The following is a 17,041-nucleotide window of genomic DNA, read 5'->3' as shown; positions in this document are numbered from 1 at the left end:
GCCCTGCGACTCCCCTTACTGCGCCTGCGGCACGTGCCAGCCGCCGCCCAGCGACTGGATCAGGGCCACGGCCGTCGTCTGGCGGTCCGCCTGCGCCTGCACCAGCGAGCGGCGCGCCGACAGGGCCGTCACTTGCGCCGTCACCACGTCCGTGTAGCCGACCTGGCCCGCGTTGTAGCGGTTCAGCATCTGCTGCTCGACCTGGTCGGCGGCGGACGACGCCTGCTGGCGCAAGGCCAGCTGCTCGGCCAGCGCGCGCGTGGCCGACAACTGGTCTTCCACGGCGCCAAAGGCAGTCAATACCGTCTGGCGGTAGCGCGCCACTGCCGCCTCATGCCCCGCCTTGGCCGCGTCCACGCTGGCGGTCGTGGCGCCCGCGTTGAACAGGGTTTGCGCGGCCGACACGCCCAAGGACCACAGGCTCGACGATGCATTGAACAGGTCGCCCACCTTGCTGGCGCCGGAACCGTAGGAACCCGTCAGGTTCAGGCTCGGATAGTAGGCCGAGCGGGCGATGCCGATCTGCTCGTTGGCCACGGCCACGCGGCGCTCGGCGGCGGCGATGTCGGGACGGCGCTGCAGCAGGGTCGATGGCACGCCCAGCGGCACCTCGGGCACGGTCAGCGTCCACGGCGCCACGGCCAGGCTGAAGTCGGACGGCGCGCGTCCCAGCAGGATGGCGATCGCATGTTCGAGCTGGGCGCGCGCACGCGTCTGGCTCGACAGGTCGATCTGCGCATTGGCCAGCTGCGTCTGCGCCTGCAGCAGGTCGGACTTGGCGGCGATACCCGAGTTGAAGCGGTTGCTGGTGATCTCGAGCACGCGCTTGTAGCCGTCGATCGTGGAATTGAGCAGCGCGATCTGCGCATCGCTCTGGCGCAGCAAAAAATAATTGGTGGCCAGCTCGCCCTGCGCCGACAGGCGCGCCGCTGCCAGATCCGCCGCGCTGGCGGCCGCACTCGCATCCGCGCCCGTCACACCGGCGCGCAAGCGGCCCCAGATATCCGGTTCCCACGACGCGCCGATGGCGGCCTTGAAGTTGTTGTTCGTCTGCTGCTCTCCCCCGCCACCGGAGCGTGCACCGCTGCCCGTCAGGTTCACGGTGGGGAACAGCGAGGCGCGCTGTTCGCGCACCAGCGCGCGCGCCTGCTCGTACGAGGCGATGGCGGCCGCCACGTTCTGGTTCGATATGTCGATGCCTTCGGCCAGCTGGTTCAGCTGCGCGTCGCCGAACAGGGTCCACCACGGCCCCCGTTCCAGGGTGTCGGCCGGCACGGCAGGCTGCCAGCCGGCCGCCTCCTTGAACGTTTGCGGCGCGGCGGCCGTCGGCGTTTCATACGTGGGGCTGACGGTGCAGCCGGCCAGCAGCAGGAAAGCGGTAGCGGCGGCCAGTGCCGGCAAATGGCGTGCGGGGACGGCGGATGGAATAGGTTTTACTTGCTTCATGATTGTGTGCTCGGGTTATCTGGCCCAGGAATGCGGCTCAATTGCTGCTCGTCGGCGCCGCGCGTGCGCAGCTTGTCGAGCAGGATGTAGACCACCGGGGTGGTCAGCAATGTGAGTAACTGGCTGGCAATCAGGCCGCCGATGATGGCGACCCCCAAGGGCTGGCGTAGCTCCGACCCCTCGCCGAAACCGATCGCCAGCGGCAAGGCGCCAAGCGCCGCCGCGAGGGTGGTCATCAGAATGGGGCGGAAACGCAGCAAACATGCCTCGCGCACCGCCTCCACCGCACTCAAGCCGCGCGAACGCTCGGCCTCCAGCGCGAAGTCGATGATCAATATAGCATTTTTCTTCACGATACCGATCAACAGGAACACGCCGATCAGGGCGATGATGGAAAACTCCATGCGGAACAGCAGCAATGCCAGCACGGCGCCCACGCCCGCCGACGGCAAAGTCGACAGCACGGTGACGGGGTGGATCAGGCTCTCGTACAGAATGCCCAGCACGATGTAGATCACCACGATGGCCGCCAGGATCAACAGCGGCTGCTCCTTGTTGCTGTCCTGCGCACTCTTCGCCGAACCCTGGAAGCTGCCGCGCACGTTCACGGGCATGCCGATTTCCGACTCCGCCTGGGCCACGGCCGCCTGCCCGTCGCTGAGCGGATAGCCGTCGGCCAGGTTGAACGACACGGTAGTGGCCAGTTCGCCGCCCTGGTGGTTGATCGACGTGGCCGTCGAGCTTTCCGCAAAGCTGCTGAACGAGGACAGCGGCACCATATGCGCCAGGGTGGTCGACAGGGCCGAGCCGCTGGACGGGTCGCGCGCGGCCGTCGTATTCGACGGCGCCACGCTGGTGGTGGCGGTGCTGGTGGCGGCAGTGGTCGCGGAGCCTGTGGCGGCGACGGCCGCCGCATTCGACGCCGGCACGTACACGGAGCGCAGCGCTTCCGGGCTTTGCGCGTAGCGCGGCGCCACTTCCATGATCACGTGGTACTGGTTCAGCTCATCGTAGATGGTCGCCACCTGGCGCTGGCCGAAGCTGTTGTACAGCGCATTGTCGATATCTTTGACCTGCACGCCCAGCTGCGTGGCGCGGTCCTTGTCGATGGAAACAAAGGTTTCCACGCCATTTTCCGCCTGGTCCGTGTCGACGTCGATCAGGGCCGGCTGCAGCTTCATCTGGTCGGCCAGCTTGGCCGCCCATTTTTTGAGGTCCGCCTGGTTGTCGCTGATCAGGGTGTACTGGTAGGTCGAATTGCTCGAGCGCCCGCCCATGCGCAAATCCTGCACGGGATTGAGGAACAGCGAAATGCCCGTCACCTTGGCCAGCTGCGGACGCAAGCGAGCGATGACGGCCTGGCCCTTGTCCGTGCGCTGCGAGGCCGGCTTCAGGTCGATGAACATGAAGCCGCCCCCTGCCCTGCCGCCGCCCGTAAACCCGACGACGGTGGCGACGGCCGGATCGTCCTTGATGATGTCGACCAGCTGGCGCAATTTACTTTGCATGGCCTGGAACGAGATGCTCTGGTCGGCGCGCATGCCGCCATTGATCTGGCCCGTATCCTGCTGCGGGAAAAAGCCCTTGGGCGCGGCCGCGAACAGGTACACGTTCAGGCCGACGACGAACACGAGAATGGTCATCACGAGCGCGGCGCTGGACAAGGCCCAGTCCAGGCAGTGCTCGTAGACTTTCAGCATGCGCTCGAAACCGCGTTCGAACCAGCGCGCGACAAGGCCGGGCGGCTTGTGCTGCTCACCGCTTTTCAGCAGCCAGGCGCACATCATCGGCGTGGTCGTGAGCGAGATCACCAGCGAAATCATCACGGCGGCCGACAAGGTCACGGCGAATTCGCGGAACAGCCGCCCCACCTGCCCGCCCATGAACAGCAGCGGGATGAAGACGGCCACCAAGGACAGGCTGATCGACAGCACGGTAAAGCCCACTTCGCGCGCGCCCAGCAGGGCCGCCTTGAAGCGGTCCATGCCCTCCTCGATGTGGCGCTGCGTGTTTTCCAGCACCACGATGGCGTCGTCGACGACAAAGCCCGTGGCCACCGTCAGCGCCATCAGGGACAGGTTGTTCAAACTAAAACCCAGCATGTACATCACGCCGAAGGTGCCCAAGAGCGAGACGATGGTGGCGACAGCCGGGATGATGGTGGCGCGCACGCTGCGCAGGAAGGCGCTGACCACCAGCACGACGAGCACGATGGACAGGATCAGGGTGAACTCGATCTCGTGCAGGGACGAGCGGATGGAATTGGTGCTGTCGGACGCCACCTGCAGCTTGATGTCGCCCGGCAGCTGCGCCTGCAATTGCGGCAGCAGCGCGCGCACGCCGTCGACCGTGGCGATGACGTTGGCGCCGGGCTGGCGCGTGATCAGCACGATGACGGCCGGGTCGCCGTTGAACAGTCCCAGGGTATTGTTGTTCTCCACGCCGTCGACCACTTCGGCCACGTCGTCGAGGCGGATGGCGGCGCCGTCGCGCCACGCCACGACCAGGCTGCGGTAATCGGCGGCGCTGCGCCCGCCCGAAGCCGTCGCCGCGCCCGAATAGATCTGCAGGCTGCGCTCGTCGCCGGAAATGGCACCCTTGGGCCGGTTGGCGTTGCTGGCCTGGATGGCCGCGCGCACGTCTTCCATCGACACGCTGTAGTGATTGAGCTGGTAGGGCAGCAGTTCCACGCGCACGGCCGGCAGCGAACCGCCGCCCAGTTCCACGTCGCCCACGCCCTTGACTTGCGCCACCTTCTGCTGCACCAGATTCGACACGGCGTCGTAGATCTGGCCTGGCGTGCGCGTTTTCGACGTCAGCGCCAGGATGATCACGGGCGCGTCGGATGGATTGGCCTTGCGGTAGGTCGGATTGCTGCGCAAGGTGGCCGGCAAGTCCACGCGCGCGGCGGCAATCGCCGCCTGCACTTCGCGCGCGGCCGAATCGATCTTGCGGTTCAGGTCGAACTGCAGGTTGATGCGCGCCGAGCCCGTGCCCGACGACGACGTCATCTCGTTCACGCCCGAGATCACGCCGAGGCGCCGTTCCAGCGGCGTGGCCACCGACGTGGCCATGGTCGCGGGGCTGGCGCCGGGCAGGCTGGCGCTGACGGAAATGGTCGGATAATCGACCTGCGGCAGCGGCGAGACGGGCAGCACGAAGAAGGCGCCGACACCGGCCAGCGCGATGCCGATGGTCAGCAGCACGGTGGCAATGGGACGCTTGACGAACGGTTCTGACAGGTTCACGCGGCGCTCCCCGCGTTATCGGCCGGCTTGTCCGGGTTGACGCCCCGCGTTCTGGAGGCGAAGCGCTGGCCCAGGCGGTCGAAGCCCAGGTAGATGACGGGCGTGGTAAACAGGGTCAGCACCTGGCTGACGATCAGGCCGCCGAAGATGGCCAGGCCCAGCGGACGGCGCAACTCGGCGCCCTCGCCCCAGCCCAGCATCAGCGGCACGGCCGCGAACAGCGCCGCCAGGGTCGTCATCAGGATCGGACGAAAGCGCAGCAGGGCCGCCTGGTGGATGGCTTCCTGCGGGCTCTTGCCCTCGTCGCGCTCGGCCTCGATGGCGAAGTCGATCATCATGATGGCGTTCTTCTTGACGATGCCGATCAACAGGATGATGCCGATGATGCCGATCACGCCCAGGTCCTGCCCGGAGATCATCAGCGCCAGCAAGGCGCCCACGCCGGCCGACGGCAGGGTCGACAGAATCGTCAGCGGGTGGATATAGCTTTCGTACAGCACGCCGAGCACGATGTACACGCAGACGACGGCGGCGAGAATGAGCCACAGCTGGTTCGACAGCGAGTTTTCATATGCGCCGGCCGCGCCGAGGAACGTCAATGTCACCGATGGCGGCAAGGCGATATCCTTGGCGGCCTGGCGGATGGCGTCGACGGCGCTGCCCAGCGCCACGCCCTGCGTCGTGTCGAAACCGAGGGTCGTGGCCGGGTATTGCGCCACGTGCGTGATTTGCAGCGGCGCCTGCTTTTCGCTGACGCTGGCAAAGGCGGACAGCGGCGTCGACTTGCCGGAACCCGTGCGCACCTGCAGGTCCGACAGGTCGGACGGCGTGGTGACGATGCCCGGCTGCGCTTCGAGGATCACGCGGTACTGGTTGGTTTCCGTGAAAATCGTCGAAATGATGCGCTGGCCGAAAGCGTTGTACAGCGCGTCGTCGACGGTTGCCGTGGTGACGGACATGCGCGCGGCGCTGTCGCGGTCGATCGCCACGGTGACGGCGGCGCCCGTGGCGCCCGCATCCGTGACGACGTTGCGCAGCTGCGATTTTTCGCGCATGCGCGCGGCCAGCTTGCCGGCCCACTCGGTGACGGTGGCCGTGTCGGCCCCTTCGAGCGAGACGCGGTACTGCGTCGGGCCCGATTCCGCATCGATGGTCAGATCCTGCGTCGGCTGCAGATACAGGGTCACGCCGGCCACCTTGGCCACGCGGTTGCGCAGGCGCTCCATGACCTCGTCCTGGCTGCCGCTGCGCGGACGCTTCAGGTTGATCAGCATGCTGCCCGTGTGCAGCATGGTGTTGTTGGCTGCATCCACCCCGACGAGGGAGCTCAGGGTATCGACAGCGGGGTCTTCCAGCAGCGCGCTGGCGGCCGCCTGCTGCAAGGTGGCCATGCGCTCGTACGAGACGGCTTGCGAGGTTTCGATGCGCGCCTGCAGCTGCCCCGTATCCTGCGTGGGGAACAGGCCTTTCGGGATGGTGATATACAGGATGACGGTCAGCACCAGCGTGGCCAGCGCCACCAGCAGGGTCAATCCCTGGCGTTTCAGCACCCACACGAGCGCATGGTCGTACTGCACGATCACGCGGTCGAGGAAAGCCTGGAGGCGCTGGCCCGTGGCGCTGATTTTTTCATCGGCGTGGCTTTTCAGCCAGCGCGCCGACATCATCGGCACCAGGGTCAGGGAGACCACGGCGGAAATCAGGATCGTGATGGCCAGGGTCATGGCAAATTCGCGGAACAAGCGGCCCACCACGTCGCCCATGAACAGCAGGGGAATCAGCACGGCGATCAGGGAGACCGTCAGCGAGATGATGGTAAAGCCGATCTGCGACGCACCCTTCAATGCCGCCGCCATCGGCGTTTCGCCCTCCTCGATGTAGCGGGCGATGTTTTCGATCATGACGATGGCGTCATCGACGACAAAGCCCGTGGCGATCGTCAGGGCCATCAAGGAGAGGTTGTTCAGGCTGTAGCCGAGCAGATACATGACGCCGCAGGCGCCGATCAGCGAGATCGGCACGGACAGGCTGGCGATCACCGTGGCGCGCATGCTGTGCAAAAAGGCGAAGATCACCAGCACCACCAGCAGCACGGACAACAGCAGTTCCATTTCCACGTGCTCGACCGAAGCGCGGATGCCCGTCGTGCGGTCGCTCAGCACGTCGAGCTTCATGGCCGCCGGCAGGCTGGCCTGCAGGTCGGGCAGCAAGGCCTTGATGGCGTCGACCGTCTTGATGACGTTGGCGCCGGGCTGGCGCTGCACGTTCAGGATGATGGCCGGCTGCTTGCCCGACCAGGCGCCAAGCCGCGTGTTTTCCGCGCTGTCGACGACATTCGCCACGTCGGACAGGCGCACGGGCGCGCCGTTTTTATAGGTGATGATCAGGCGCTTGTAGTCTTCCGCCGTCACCAGCTGGTCGTTGGCGTTGATGGTGAACGAACGCGTGGGGCCGTCGAAACTGCCCTTGGCGCTGTTGACGTTGGCCGCGGCGATGGCCGTGCGCAGGCTGTCGAGGCCCAGGCCGTACGACGCCAGCAATTTCGTGTCGCCCTGGATGCGCACGGCCGGACGCTGGCCGCCCGACAGCGAGACGAGACCCACGCCGTTGACCTGGCTGATTTTGAGCGCCAGACGCGTGTTGACGATGTTCTGCACCTGCGTCAGCGGCATCGTGTCCGATGTGATGGCCAGAGTCAGCACGGGCGCGTCGGCCGGGTTGATCTTCGCGTACACGGGCGGCGCCGGCAAGTCGGTCGGCAGCAGCGAGCCACCCGCATTGATGGCCGCCTGCACTTCCTGCTCGGCCACGTCCAGGGTCTGGCCCAGCGTGAATTGCAGGGTGATGATGGAGACGCCTGCCGCGCTGGTGGAACTCATGCGCTGCAAGCCCGACATCTGCCCGAACTGGCGTTCCAGCGGCGCCGTCACCGTCTGCCCCATGACTTCCGGGCTGGCGCCCGGGTACAAGGTCTGCACCTGGATGGTGGGGAAATCCACCTGCGGCAAGGCGGCCAGCGGCAGGAACTTGAAGCCGACCAGCCCCGCCAGCACGATGGCCAGCATCAGCAGCGCCGTGGCGACGGGGCGCTTGATGAATGGCGTCGATGGACTCATTGCGCTGCGCCCTTTGCGGGAGCGGTCGCCGGCGCCGATGCTGCAGCCGATGCGGCCGGTGCGCTGGCCGCGCCGTCAGCGTGCTGGCGACGGTGGCGGCGTTCGCCGGTGCCTGCCCCCGCGCCACCGGCGCCCATGGCCGGCTTGTCGCCCGCCAGGGTGACTTTCGCGCCTTCCTTCAGGCGGTCGGCGCCTTCCGTGATGACTTGTTCTCCCGCTTCCAGGCCGGCGCGGATTTCCACCATGTCGGTGGTCGCCTGGCCCCGCGTGACCATGCGCACGGTGACGGTTTTATCCGCTTTGAGCACGTAGACAAAGTCGCCGTTGTTACTGTGGCGCAGGGCCGTCACGGGCACCAGCACGGCGCCCGTGATGTTGCCCAGCTCCAGGCGCACGTTGACGAACTGGCTGGGGAACAGCGCCATCTTGTCATTCGTGTAGCGGGCCTTGGCGCGCACGGTGCCCGTCTGCACGTCGACCTGGTTGTCGAGCGCCGTCAAGCTGCCCTTGTCCAGGGTATGCGTGCGCGTGCGGTCCAGCGCCAGCGCCGCCAGGGCCGCGCCGCCATTCAGGCGCTCCTGGATGGTCTGCACTTTATCCTGCGGCACGGAGAACTCGACGTCGATGGGCGAGAGCTGCGTCACCACCACCACGCCGCCCGTATCGCTGGTGCTGACCAAATTGCCGATGTCGATCACCTTCAGGCCCGCGCGGCCGCTGATCGGCGACACCACCTTGGTGTAGCCGAGGTTCAGCCTGGCCGTGCCTTCGGATGCGCGGTCCGTCATCACCGTGCCTTCCAGCTGTTTCACCAGGGCGGCCTGCGTATCGACGTCCTGGCGCGCGATGGAATCCTGGCCCAGCAAAGTCTGATAGCGTTTCAGGGTCAGGCGCGCGTTTTCCAGCTGCGCTTCGTCGCGCTGGCGCTGGCCCGTGGCCTGCATCAGCGCCATCTCGAACTGGGCCGGGTCGATCTGCGCCACCACCTGGCCCGCCTTGACCATGCCGCCTTCCTTAAATTTCAATTCCTTCAAAATGCCCGACACTTGCGGGCGCACCGTCACGGTGGATGCTGCCGTCACCGTGCCCAGCGCGTCGAGCACCACGGGCAGGTCGGATTTCACGGCCGTGGCCACACCCACGGTGGTCGAAGGGCCGCCGCGGCGCCCGCCCGGGCCACCGGGCCCGCCAGGACCGCCTGGGCCACCCATGCCGGGGCCGCCCTGGGCGCTGGTGCCCGAATGGGTCAGGTACCAGGCACCGCCCCCCAGCGCAGCCATCACGGCCAGCGCGATGACCGTGCCGACGATTTTCGAACGACGGCTGCGCCGCGAGGTATTGGGTGTAGTCTGCGAATCCATCGCTTATCCTTGTCTAGGCCGCTGGCACGGCGAGTCTGTGGCGCCGGCCGAGGTGGAACACACTCAGGCCGGACGACCGTTTTTCGGGGTTGTTTCGGTACAAAGCCGGGGGAGTCAAGAGCTGAAAATCAGCTGAAAAAACATCGCTCCCTAGCGTAAAACGACTCTAGCATAGTCATGTAACTGTTTCATTTCTGCCTGAAACAATTACACACAGCCAGCCAGGCATGGGAGGATCAGACGGGCCGGCAGGCGGGCCGCCACTGCGGGGGAATGGTGGAAAAATCAGGCTTGCGGGGCGCCGCGCCCTGGCGAGCACGTGGCGCGGGCGACTCGCATGCAGATACAAACTCGCTACAAATCTCCGGCCAGTCGGCTTGACCTGGCGCCGCGCGGGTGCCCAGCCGACGGGAGACAGCGGCAATTCTTTACGTGGATTTACAAGGTCATGCCGAGGATGACGTCCTGGTAGTCGGTACGGCCCACGCGGAAGGTGCGCCTTCCCAGCTGCGCAAAGCCGCAGCGCGCATAGAACGCCAGCGCATCGTGGTTTTCCGCGTACACGCCCAGCAGCACCCTCCCCGCTCCGCTGGCGCGCGCCTGCTCCACGGCCGCCTGCATCAAACGCTGGCCCACGCGCTGGCCCTGGAAGCGGTGCAGCAGGTAGATGCGCTTGATTTCCAGATCGTTCGGGCGCGGGTCCGCCACCGGCAAGCCGGCGGGACTGAGCACCAGATAGCCGACGGGCGCGCCGCCCGGCGTGGCCTCGGCCAGCCACAGCCGCATGGCCGCCAGCGCCAGCCAGTCGCGGTACAGCTGCACGTCGTGCTGGCGCTGGCAATGGGCGATGACGTCGGCGCCATCGAGGATGCCGGCGAACGCTTCAAGAAAAGTGGCCTGCCCCACCAGCGCCAGCGCGTGTTCGTCGCCCTTGACGCAAGGGCGGATGGTGATCGCGTTGTCAGTGTGTGTACTCATGTCGCTTGGCATAGTCTGCTCCTCAAGGAAAACAAGCCGGACGAAGCCGGCTTGAGGTCATATCACTACTGCGATTACTTGCCGCCTAACGGCACCTCGCACAGACAGTGCGTGAGGGCCATGAACGGTTTATGTTCGCGCGTGATGCCGGACAGCCAGGAGAGGTCCTGCGCCATGCCCAGCGCCGCGTCGGCCGGCAAGCCGGTCGTGGCCAGGCCCAGCTTCACGTGTTCGCCCAGGCCCAGCGAAGCCATGGCCTTGGAGCCGAACATGCCGATCAAACGGTCCACGTTCGACGTTTCCTGCTCCAGGTAGGTCACGCGGTAGTCGGTGCCCAGCTTGGCGCGCTTGGCCGCCGAGGCCAGCGCATCGCCATAGCTGCCGATGCGGTCGACCAGGTTGCGCTCTTTCGCCTGCAAGCCCGTCCAGACGCGTCCCTGCGCCACCTCATTGATTTTCTCGGGCGTCGTCTTGCGCGCCTTGGCGGCCAGGTTCAGGAAGTCGCCATACACGTGGTTGATCGAGCCCTGGATCACTTCGGCGAAACGGGGATCGAGCGGCCGCAATGGGTTGCCCGCGTCGGCCAGCCACGTGGTCGGCGAGCCGGCCGTGTGGATGCCCAGCTTTTCCACCACCTTGTCGGCCGTCGGCAGAATCGCGAACACGCCGATGGAACCGGTGATGGTGGCCGCGTCGGCGATCACTTCATCGGCCGAGGTGCTGATCCAGTAGCCGCCCGAAGCGGCCACGTTGCCCATCGAGACGACCACCGGTTTGCCGGCGGCGCGCGTCAGTTCCAGTTCGCGGCGGATCAGTTCCGAGCCGAAGGCGCTGCCGCCCGGCGAATCGACGCGCAGCACGACGGCCTTGATCGATTTGTCTTCGCGTGCCTGGCGGATCAGGCGCGAGGTGGACAGGCCGCCGATGGCGCCCGGTGGCGCGATACCGTCGCCGATTTCCCCGGAGGCGATAACCACGCCGACAGCGTCGCCGACGTGCACGGGGCGCAGGCGCGCCAGGTAATCGGTGTAGTTCACCTGGCGGAAGTTCGTGCCTTCCGTGTTCTTCGCGCCGCGCGCCATCATGAACTGGCGCAGTTCATCGCGTGTTTTCAGCCCGTCGACCAGCTTGGCGTCCAGCGACAGCTTGGCAATGTCGCCACCGGCGGCCGTCATCAGCGCGGGCAGCGCATCGATCGATTGCATGATGGCGCCGGCCGGCAGCTTGCGCGCCTTTTCCACGTCCGTCGTGTAGGTGGTCCACAGGCCGTTATTCAGGTAGCGGTCCGCTTCGGCCGCCGCTTCGGACGGGCCGTTGGCGATGAAAGGCTCGGCCGCGCTTTTGTACGTGCCCACTTTCAGCAGGTTCACTGTCACGCCCACTTTGTCGAGCGCGTCGCGGTAGTAATTGCGGTAGCGGCCAAAGCCTTCCAGCATGACGCCGCCCATCGGGTGCAGGAATACCTCGTCGGCCTTGGCCGCCACCAGGTACTGGCGCTGGTTGTAGCTGGAACCCCAGGCCGTGACTTTCTTGCCCGTGGCGCGGAAGCGTTCCACGCCTGCCGCCACTTCGCGCAGCGAAGCGAGGCCGCCGCCCTGCAATTCGTCGAGCAGGATCACCATGGAGCCGATGTCCTTGTCCTTGGACGCCGTGTCGAGCACCGCCAGCACATCGCGCAGCTGCACCGTTTTCTTGACTTCGCCGCTGACATTGGCCAGCACGGCCTCGCGCACGCCGCCCGGGGCTTCCTCGACCAGCGGGCCTTGCAAGTCCAGCACCAGCGTGGTCTTTTCCGCCAGGGGCTTGGCGCCGCCGCCGAAAATGGCAATCAGGATGGCGATGACGATCAGCAGAAAAATCAGATTGATGACCGCGCGGCGGGTGGCGTCGAGCGCGCGCCAGAATGCGCCGAAACCGCGGCGCAGCGGCGGGAAGGGGTTGAGTGACATTGATGCTCCGTGAGGTTGTGTACCTAAAGGAAATCAATATAACTGAAAACGGGCTGAATCGTCTTATTTTGACAAGTGTGCCGCGCCTTTGATGGTCTGCCCTGCCGGTGTCGAAATGAGGAACAGGCCACCCAGCACCAGGGCGCCATTCAGGATCAGCAATTCCAGGCCGATGCGGTAATGCTGGAACAGCAGCGCCTGTTCCTGTTCGATCAGCGCGCACAGCAGCGGCCCCGCCACGGCCACCAGCGGCACCCAGCGGTCGCGCACGCCGCGCCGGCTCAGCAAGCCGAAGGCGAACAGGCCCAGCAGCGGACCGTAGGTATAGCTGGCCAGCTTCAGGATCACGCCTATCATGCTGGGATCGTCAAACCACTTGAAGGCCATGATCAGGAGCAGGAACAGCGCGGCAAACCCCAGGTGGACACGGCGGCGCCAGCGCATTTGCGCGGTCGGATTCAAGTCCGCCCGCCGCTGCACGCCGAGGATATCGATGCAGAAGGTGGACGTGAGCGCCGTCAGCGCCCCGTCCACGCTGGGAAACAGCGCGGAAATGAGGGCAATGAAAAAGATCAGCTGCACGACGGCAGGGAAATGCCCGAGCACGACGGCGGGGAACAATTTGTCGCCCGTGGCCGTCACGCCGGCCAGCGGCGCATACAGGTGCAGCAAGCCGCCGAGGAACAGGAACAGCAGCAGCACGCCCGTCAGCACCACGGTCAGGCTGAGCATATTCTTTTGCGAGTCGCGCAAGGTCCGCACGGAGATATTCTTTTGCATCATCTCCTGGTCCATGCCCGTCATGGCGATGGTGATGAACATGCCGGCCACGATGTGCTTCCAGACATAGGCGGGGCTGTCCGGGTTCGTGGTGAAGATGCGCGTGAGGCCCTGCGCGCGCATGCGCTCGAGGCTGTCGGCGAGGGACAGGTCCATTGCGCGCAATAAAAACACGCTGCAGATGACGAGACCGGCCAGCATGCACGCCGTTTGCAGGGTATCGGTCCAGACGATGGTCTTGACGCCGCCCTCATACGTGTACAGCAGGATCAGCAGCAACACGGCGCAGGCCGTCAGCCAGAACGGCACGCCCAGGCTGTCGAGGATGGTCGCTTGCAGGATATTGACCACCAGATACAGCCGCGCCGTAGCGCCCAGCAGCCGCGACACGATGAAAAACGCCGCCCCGCTCTGGTAGGAGCGCCGCCCCAGACGCAGTTCCAGGTAGCGGTAAATCGAGGTCAGCTGCAGCCGGTAGTACAGCGGCAGCAAGATGAAGGTGATGGCCAGGTAACCGAGTACATAGCCGATCATCAGCTGGATGTAGCCGAAACCGTTGCTGCCCACGGCGCCGGGCACGCTGATGAAGGTCACGCCCGTCAAGGTCGTGCCCACCATGCCGAAGGCCACCAGCATCCAGTTGCTGTCCTTGTTGCCGATGAAAAAACTGTCGTTGGTGGCTTGGCGCGACGTGCGCCACGCAACGCCCAGCAGGATCAGAAAATACGCGAGGACGACGGCAAACAGGATGAGGGGGGGCATGGGCGATACGCTGGCGGCAAGGTGAACAGGGGCAGAAATATACAGCAAAGCCCCTGGTTACGCCGGCATCAGCAGCCGGTCGGTTTGACTTTCTCCACTTCCAGACCGAACCACGGACGCAAGCGCGTGCCGATGACGTTGCCCAGAAAAGCGCACACCAGCCACAGCCAGCCATGCAGGCTGCCCGAGATGATGCCGCTGAAGTAAGCGCCGATGTTGCAGCCGTAGGCCAGACGCGCGCCGTAGCCGAGCAGCAAGCCGCCGACGATGGCGGCGATCACCGAACGGCGCGGGATGCGCCACACGGGTGCGTAGCGGCCGGCCAGCGCGGCCGCCAGCATGGCGCCCAGCACGATGCCGATGTCCATCACGGACGTCTTGTCTTGCGTCAGCGGCGCGGCCAGCGCGGCCGCGTTGGCCTTGGTCGACCAGTAGGCCCAGCTGGCCGTGTCGATGCCGACCACGGACGCCGCTTTCGCGCCCCACAGGGCAAACGCGGACGTCACGCCCCACGGCCGGCCCGACAGCGCCAGGGTGGCGAAGTTCAGCACGACGAGGGCAACGGCGCCCGCCACCAGCGGCCAGGGGCCGTGCAGCCAGGGCGATGCCTGCGCGGGCCGCAATGGCGTGGCGACGAGCTTGCCATGGCGGCGCTTTTCAACGAAGACCGTGATGCCGGCGATCAGCGCGAAGACGATCCAGTTCAGCGCCAGCGCGGGCACCAGGCCCAGGCTTGTGACGAGAGAAATGGGTTGCAATTGCGGCAGCGCCGTCCAGAACGGCATGTGCGCCGTGCCGATCACCGAGCCGGTAATAAAAGCGGCCAGGGTGATGAGCATGCGCGTGCTGCCCCCGCCCACCGTGTACAGAGTGCCGGACGCGCAGCCGCCGCCCAGCTGCATGCCGATGCCGAAGATGAAGGCGCCGAAGATGACCGAGGTGCCGGCCGGAGAAACGAGGCCCGCGACGGGCGTGCCGAACAGGGTGCCGGCCGACAGCGCGGGGAAGAACAGCGCCACGCCGACGGCCAGCATCAGCATTTGTGCGCGCAAGCCGTCGCCGCGCCCATCGGCAATGAAGACGCGCCAGGCGGAAGTAAAGCCGAAGGCCGCGTGATACAGGGTGACGCCGAGCAAGGCACCCACCACGTACAGCGCGGACAGCGTGGCGCCGACGGTTTGCGCCAGATACCACGCGCCGAGCATGATAAGCACAAGCGCGACGCCCAGCGGTTTGGGATTGATGGCGGCGCGCAGGCGCAGCGGTGACATTGCTGTATCGGACATGGAGAGTATGGGCAAGAGGAAAGTAAACGTCATTCTCGCCCGTTTTGGTGTTTTCTGCCAGAAACTTACTGGCAGATCAGGCTAGCCTAGTGCCCCACCGCATGCATCGACTTTGCACCGCCGGCACGCACGGGAATCGGGTGCAAGCGATCCATCCGGCCGCTCAAGGCTGTCAAGCCGAAGGCACCGAGCACGACGAGGGCGCCGATCCAGCCCGTGTGCACGAGGCCCAGGTGTTCGACGATCAGGCCGCCACCCCAGGCGCCGCCGGCGATGCCAAGATTAAAAGCGGCGATATTCAGGCCCGAAGCCACGTCCACGGCGCGGGGCGTGAAGTGCTCCGCTTGCTGCACGACATACACTTGCAAACCGGCCACGTTACCGAAGGCCACGGCGCCCCACAGCAGCACGGTGATGACGACGAGTACGGGATGCGGCGCCGTGAAGGTCAACAGCAGCAAAACAAAGGCCAGCAGCAAAAAGATCCGTTTCAGGGCGCGCACTGGGCCGCGCTTGTCGGCCAGCTTGCCACCCCAGATATTGCCGAACGCCACCGACACGCCATACACAAGCATCACCACGCCCACGGCGCCGGCGCTGAAACCCGACACTTGCTGCAGGATCGGCGCCAGATAGGTAAAGGCAATGAAGGAGCCGCCATAGCCGACGGCCGTCATCGCATACACAAGCAGCAGGCGCGGCTGGGCCAGTACCTGCACCTGCCGCAGCAGGGACGCCGGTTTGCTGTGGGCGATGGTCGACGGCACGTACAGCAGGCTGCCGATGAACGCCACCAGTCCCAGCGCCGAGACGGCAAGGAACGTTTCGCGCCAGCCGACATGCTGGCCGATGAAGGTACCCAGCGGCACGCCCGTCACCAGGGCCACGGTCAAGCCCGTAAACATGATGGCGATCGCGCTGGCCGCCTTGTCTTTCGGCACCAATGACGTGGCGATGGTCGAGCCGATCGAGAAGAACACACCGTGCGCCAGTCCCGTCAGGATGCGGGCGACGACGAGGGTTTCGTAGCCCGGCGACTTCCATGCCAGCAAGTTACCCAGGGTGAACAAGACCATCAGCGACAACAGCAGGGTCTTGCGCGGGATCTTGCCCGTCAGGGCCGTCAGCACAGGCGCGCCGACGGCAACGCCCAGCGCATACAGGCTGACCAGCAGGCCGGCCGATGGCAGGTTGACGCCCAGGTCGGCGGCGATGGTGGGCAACAGCCCCACGATGACAAACTCGGTGGTTCCGATGGCAAATGCGCTGAGGGTCAGCGCGAGCAAGGCAATGGGCATGGCAAACTCCGATAAATGATGTTGGCATGCAGTATCGGGGGTTTCTTTGTGTCGAAAAATACTCCCATGGGAAGAAGATACTTGCGCACAAGTCAACAATTCCATGCTCTGCTACACTGGCAGCATCAACACGGGGTCACCACCATGAATTCAGAAAAACTGGCGCTGCTGGTCACGCGCGAAATGCCATATGGGAAATATCAGGGGCGGCTGCTGGCCGACTTGCCGGGACACTACCTGGGCTGGTTCGCGCGCGAGGGCTTTCCCTCGGGCGAACTGGGCAGTTTAATCGCGCTGATGTACGAGCTCGACCACAACGATTTAAGAAGCTTGCTCGACCCGCTGCGCACGCGCAAGTCGCCGTGGCGGCCGGGCGAGTAAAGAGAGTAATACGGCGGGTCTTAAAACTCGCGTACTTTCTTTGCCAGCATGGCGCTGAACTCGCCATTTTCCACGAGTTTTTGCAGTTCGCTGGCGCCACCGATGAGCATGCCGTTGACAAAGACCATGGGAAACGTCGGCCAGCCCGTCCACATTTTCAGGGCATTGCGGCGGTGCCACTGGTTCAAATAGCTGCCGTACTGCAAGTACTGGTAGGGCGTGCCCAGCACGTCGAGGATCTTGCGCGCCTTGCGCGGAAACGGATTGAGCGCCATGCCGACGACGACCACCTGGTGCGCGGCGATGGCCGCCTGCACCTCGCGCACGATGTCCTTGTGCTTGCTGCCGATCAAGGGGCGGGCGGCGGAATGGATCTGGGCTTGGTCAAGGATGGCGCGGGTCATGAAAGTCCTGGGATGCATGGCACGTGGCGTGC

The 17,041-nt window shown here is 65.5% G+C and carries 11 protein-coding genes; 1 reads left to right on the top strand and 10 read right to left on the bottom strand.

Features of this window, described 5'->3' with window-relative positions; all coding sequences use genetic code 11:
- Positions 1–15: 15 nt before the first annotated feature.
- The 9 genes from ACQ4WO_RS06135 to ACQ4WO_RS06095 all read right to left on the bottom strand — a co-directional run bounded on the left by ACQ4WO_RS06135 (position 16) and on the right by ACQ4WO_RS06095 (position 16,224).
- Positions 16–1,446, bottom strand: coding sequence for an efflux transporter outer membrane subunit (locus tag ACQ4WO_RS06135; protein WP_436480607.1), 1,431 nt, complete (start codon positions 1,444–1,446; stop codon positions 16–18).
- Entirely contained in the window at positions 1,443–4,694 is a 3,252-nt protein-coding gene (locus ACQ4WO_RS06130; RefSeq protein ID WP_436480606.1) for an efflux RND transporter permease subunit, read from the bottom strand. Before ACQ4WO_RS06130 ends, ACQ4WO_RS06135 begins: the two co-directional genes overlap by 4 nt.
- The gene (locus ACQ4WO_RS06125; protein ID WP_436480605.1) at positions 4,691–7,810 is read right to left on the bottom strand and encodes an efflux RND transporter permease subunit; all 3,120 of its coding nucleotides are present in this window, start codon (positions 7,808–7,810) and stop codon (positions 4,691–4,693) included. The genes ACQ4WO_RS06130 and ACQ4WO_RS06125 overlap by 4 nt, the downstream gene beginning before the upstream one ends.
- Positions 7,807–9,171 carry an efflux RND transporter periplasmic adaptor subunit gene (locus ACQ4WO_RS06120; RefSeq protein ID WP_436480604.1) on the bottom strand — a complete coding sequence of 455 codons (1,365 nt, stop codon included), beginning with the start codon at positions 9,169–9,171 and terminating at the stop codon, positions 7,807–7,809. Before ACQ4WO_RS06120 ends, ACQ4WO_RS06125 begins: the two co-directional genes overlap by 4 nt.
- A gap of 438 nt (positions 9,172–9,609) precedes the next feature.
- Positions 9,610–10,149 (bottom strand): GNAT family N-acetyltransferase, encoded by a 540-nt coding sequence (locus tag ACQ4WO_RS06115; protein WP_436480603.1) that lies wholly within the window; start codon positions 10,147–10,149, stop codon positions 9,610–9,612.
- A 74-nt stretch (positions 10,150–10,223) separates the two neighbouring features.
- Positions 10,224–12,098 (bottom strand): signal peptide peptidase SppA, encoded by a 1,875-nt coding sequence (sppA, locus tag ACQ4WO_RS06110; RefSeq protein ID WP_436480602.1) that lies wholly within the window; start codon positions 12,096–12,098, stop codon positions 10,224–10,226.
- A 63-nt stretch (positions 12,099–12,161) separates the two neighbouring features.
- A complete protein-coding gene (locus ACQ4WO_RS06105) occupies positions 12,162–13,640 on the bottom strand; it encodes a sodium:solute symporter (protein ID WP_436480601.1) in 1,479 nt (492 codons plus the stop codon).
- 68 nt (positions 13,641–13,708) lie between these two features.
- Entirely contained in the window at positions 13,709–14,926 is a 1,218-nt protein-coding gene (locus tag ACQ4WO_RS06100; RefSeq protein WP_436480600.1) for a YeeE/YedE family protein, read from the bottom strand.
- 86 nt (positions 14,927–15,012) lie between these two features.
- Positions 15,013–16,224, bottom strand: coding sequence for an MFS transporter (locus ACQ4WO_RS06095; protein WP_436480599.1), 1,212 nt, complete (start codon positions 16,222–16,224; stop codon positions 15,013–15,015).
- Positions 16,225–16,368: 144 nt separating this feature from the next.
- Between ACQ4WO_RS06095 and ACQ4WO_RS06090 the strand changes: the two genes are divergently transcribed.
- Entirely contained in the window at positions 16,369–16,605 is a 237-nt protein-coding gene (locus ACQ4WO_RS06090) for a DUF3820 family protein (RefSeq protein WP_034749909.1), read from the top strand.
- 20 nt (positions 16,606–16,625) lie between these two features.
- Here the strand turns inward: ACQ4WO_RS06090 and ACQ4WO_RS06085 are convergent, their stop codons facing one another.
- Positions 16,626–17,009, bottom strand: a complete 384-nt coding sequence (locus tag ACQ4WO_RS06085; RefSeq protein WP_436480598.1) for a glutaredoxin domain-containing protein — start codon at positions 17,007–17,009, stop codon at positions 16,626–16,628.
- Between the last annotated feature and the right edge of the window lie 32 nt (positions 17,010–17,041).

Origin of the sequence: Janthinobacterium aestuarii, from assembly GCF_051380835.1 — a bacterium.
Taxonomy (GTDB): domain Bacteria; phylum Pseudomonadota; class Gammaproteobacteria; order Burkholderiales; family Burkholderiaceae_D; genus Janthinobacterium; species Janthinobacterium aestuarii.
The sequence above is the reverse complement of the archived record's forward strand: the minus strand, read 5'-3'. Positions and strand labels throughout refer to the sequence as shown.

Bases quoted from the DNA above. Each gene is read 5' to 3' on its own strand.
- ACQ4WO_RS06135 (WP_436480607.1), bottom strand. From the start codon at position 1,446: ATGAAGCAAGTAAAACCTATTCCATCCGCCGTCCCCGCACGCCATTTG.
- ACQ4WO_RS06125 (WP_436480605.1), bottom strand. From the start codon at position 7,810: ATGAGTCCATCGACGCCATTCATCAAGCGCCCCGTCGCCACGGCGCTG.
- ACQ4WO_RS06120 (WP_436480604.1), bottom strand. From the start codon at position 9,171: ATGGATTCGCAGACTACACCCAATACCTCGCGGCGCAGCCGTCGTTCG.
- ACQ4WO_RS06115 (WP_436480603.1), bottom strand. From the start codon at position 10,149: ATGAGTACACACACTGACAACGCGATCACCATCCGCCCTTGCGTCAAG.
- sppA (WP_436480602.1), bottom strand. From the start codon at position 12,098: ATGTCACTCAACCCCTTCCCGCCGCTGCGCCGCGGTTTCGGCGCATTC.
- ACQ4WO_RS06105 (WP_436480601.1), bottom strand. From the start codon at position 13,640: ATGCCCCCCCTCATCCTGTTTGCCGTCGTCCTCGCGTATTTTCTGATC.
- ACQ4WO_RS06100 (WP_436480600.1), bottom strand. From the start codon at position 14,926: ATGTCCGATACAGCAATGTCACCGCTGCGCCTGCGCGCCGCCATCAAT.
- ACQ4WO_RS06095 (WP_436480599.1), bottom strand. From the start codon at position 16,224: ATGCCCATTGCCTTGCTCGCGCTGACCCTCAGCGCATTTGCCATCGGA.
- ACQ4WO_RS06090 (WP_034749909.1), top strand. From the start codon at position 16,369: ATGAATTCAGAAAAACTGGCGCTGCTGGTCACGCGCGAAATGCCATAT.
- ACQ4WO_RS06085 (WP_436480598.1), bottom strand. From the start codon at position 17,009: ATGACCCGCGCCATCCTTGACCAAGCCCAGATCCATTCCGCCGCCCGC.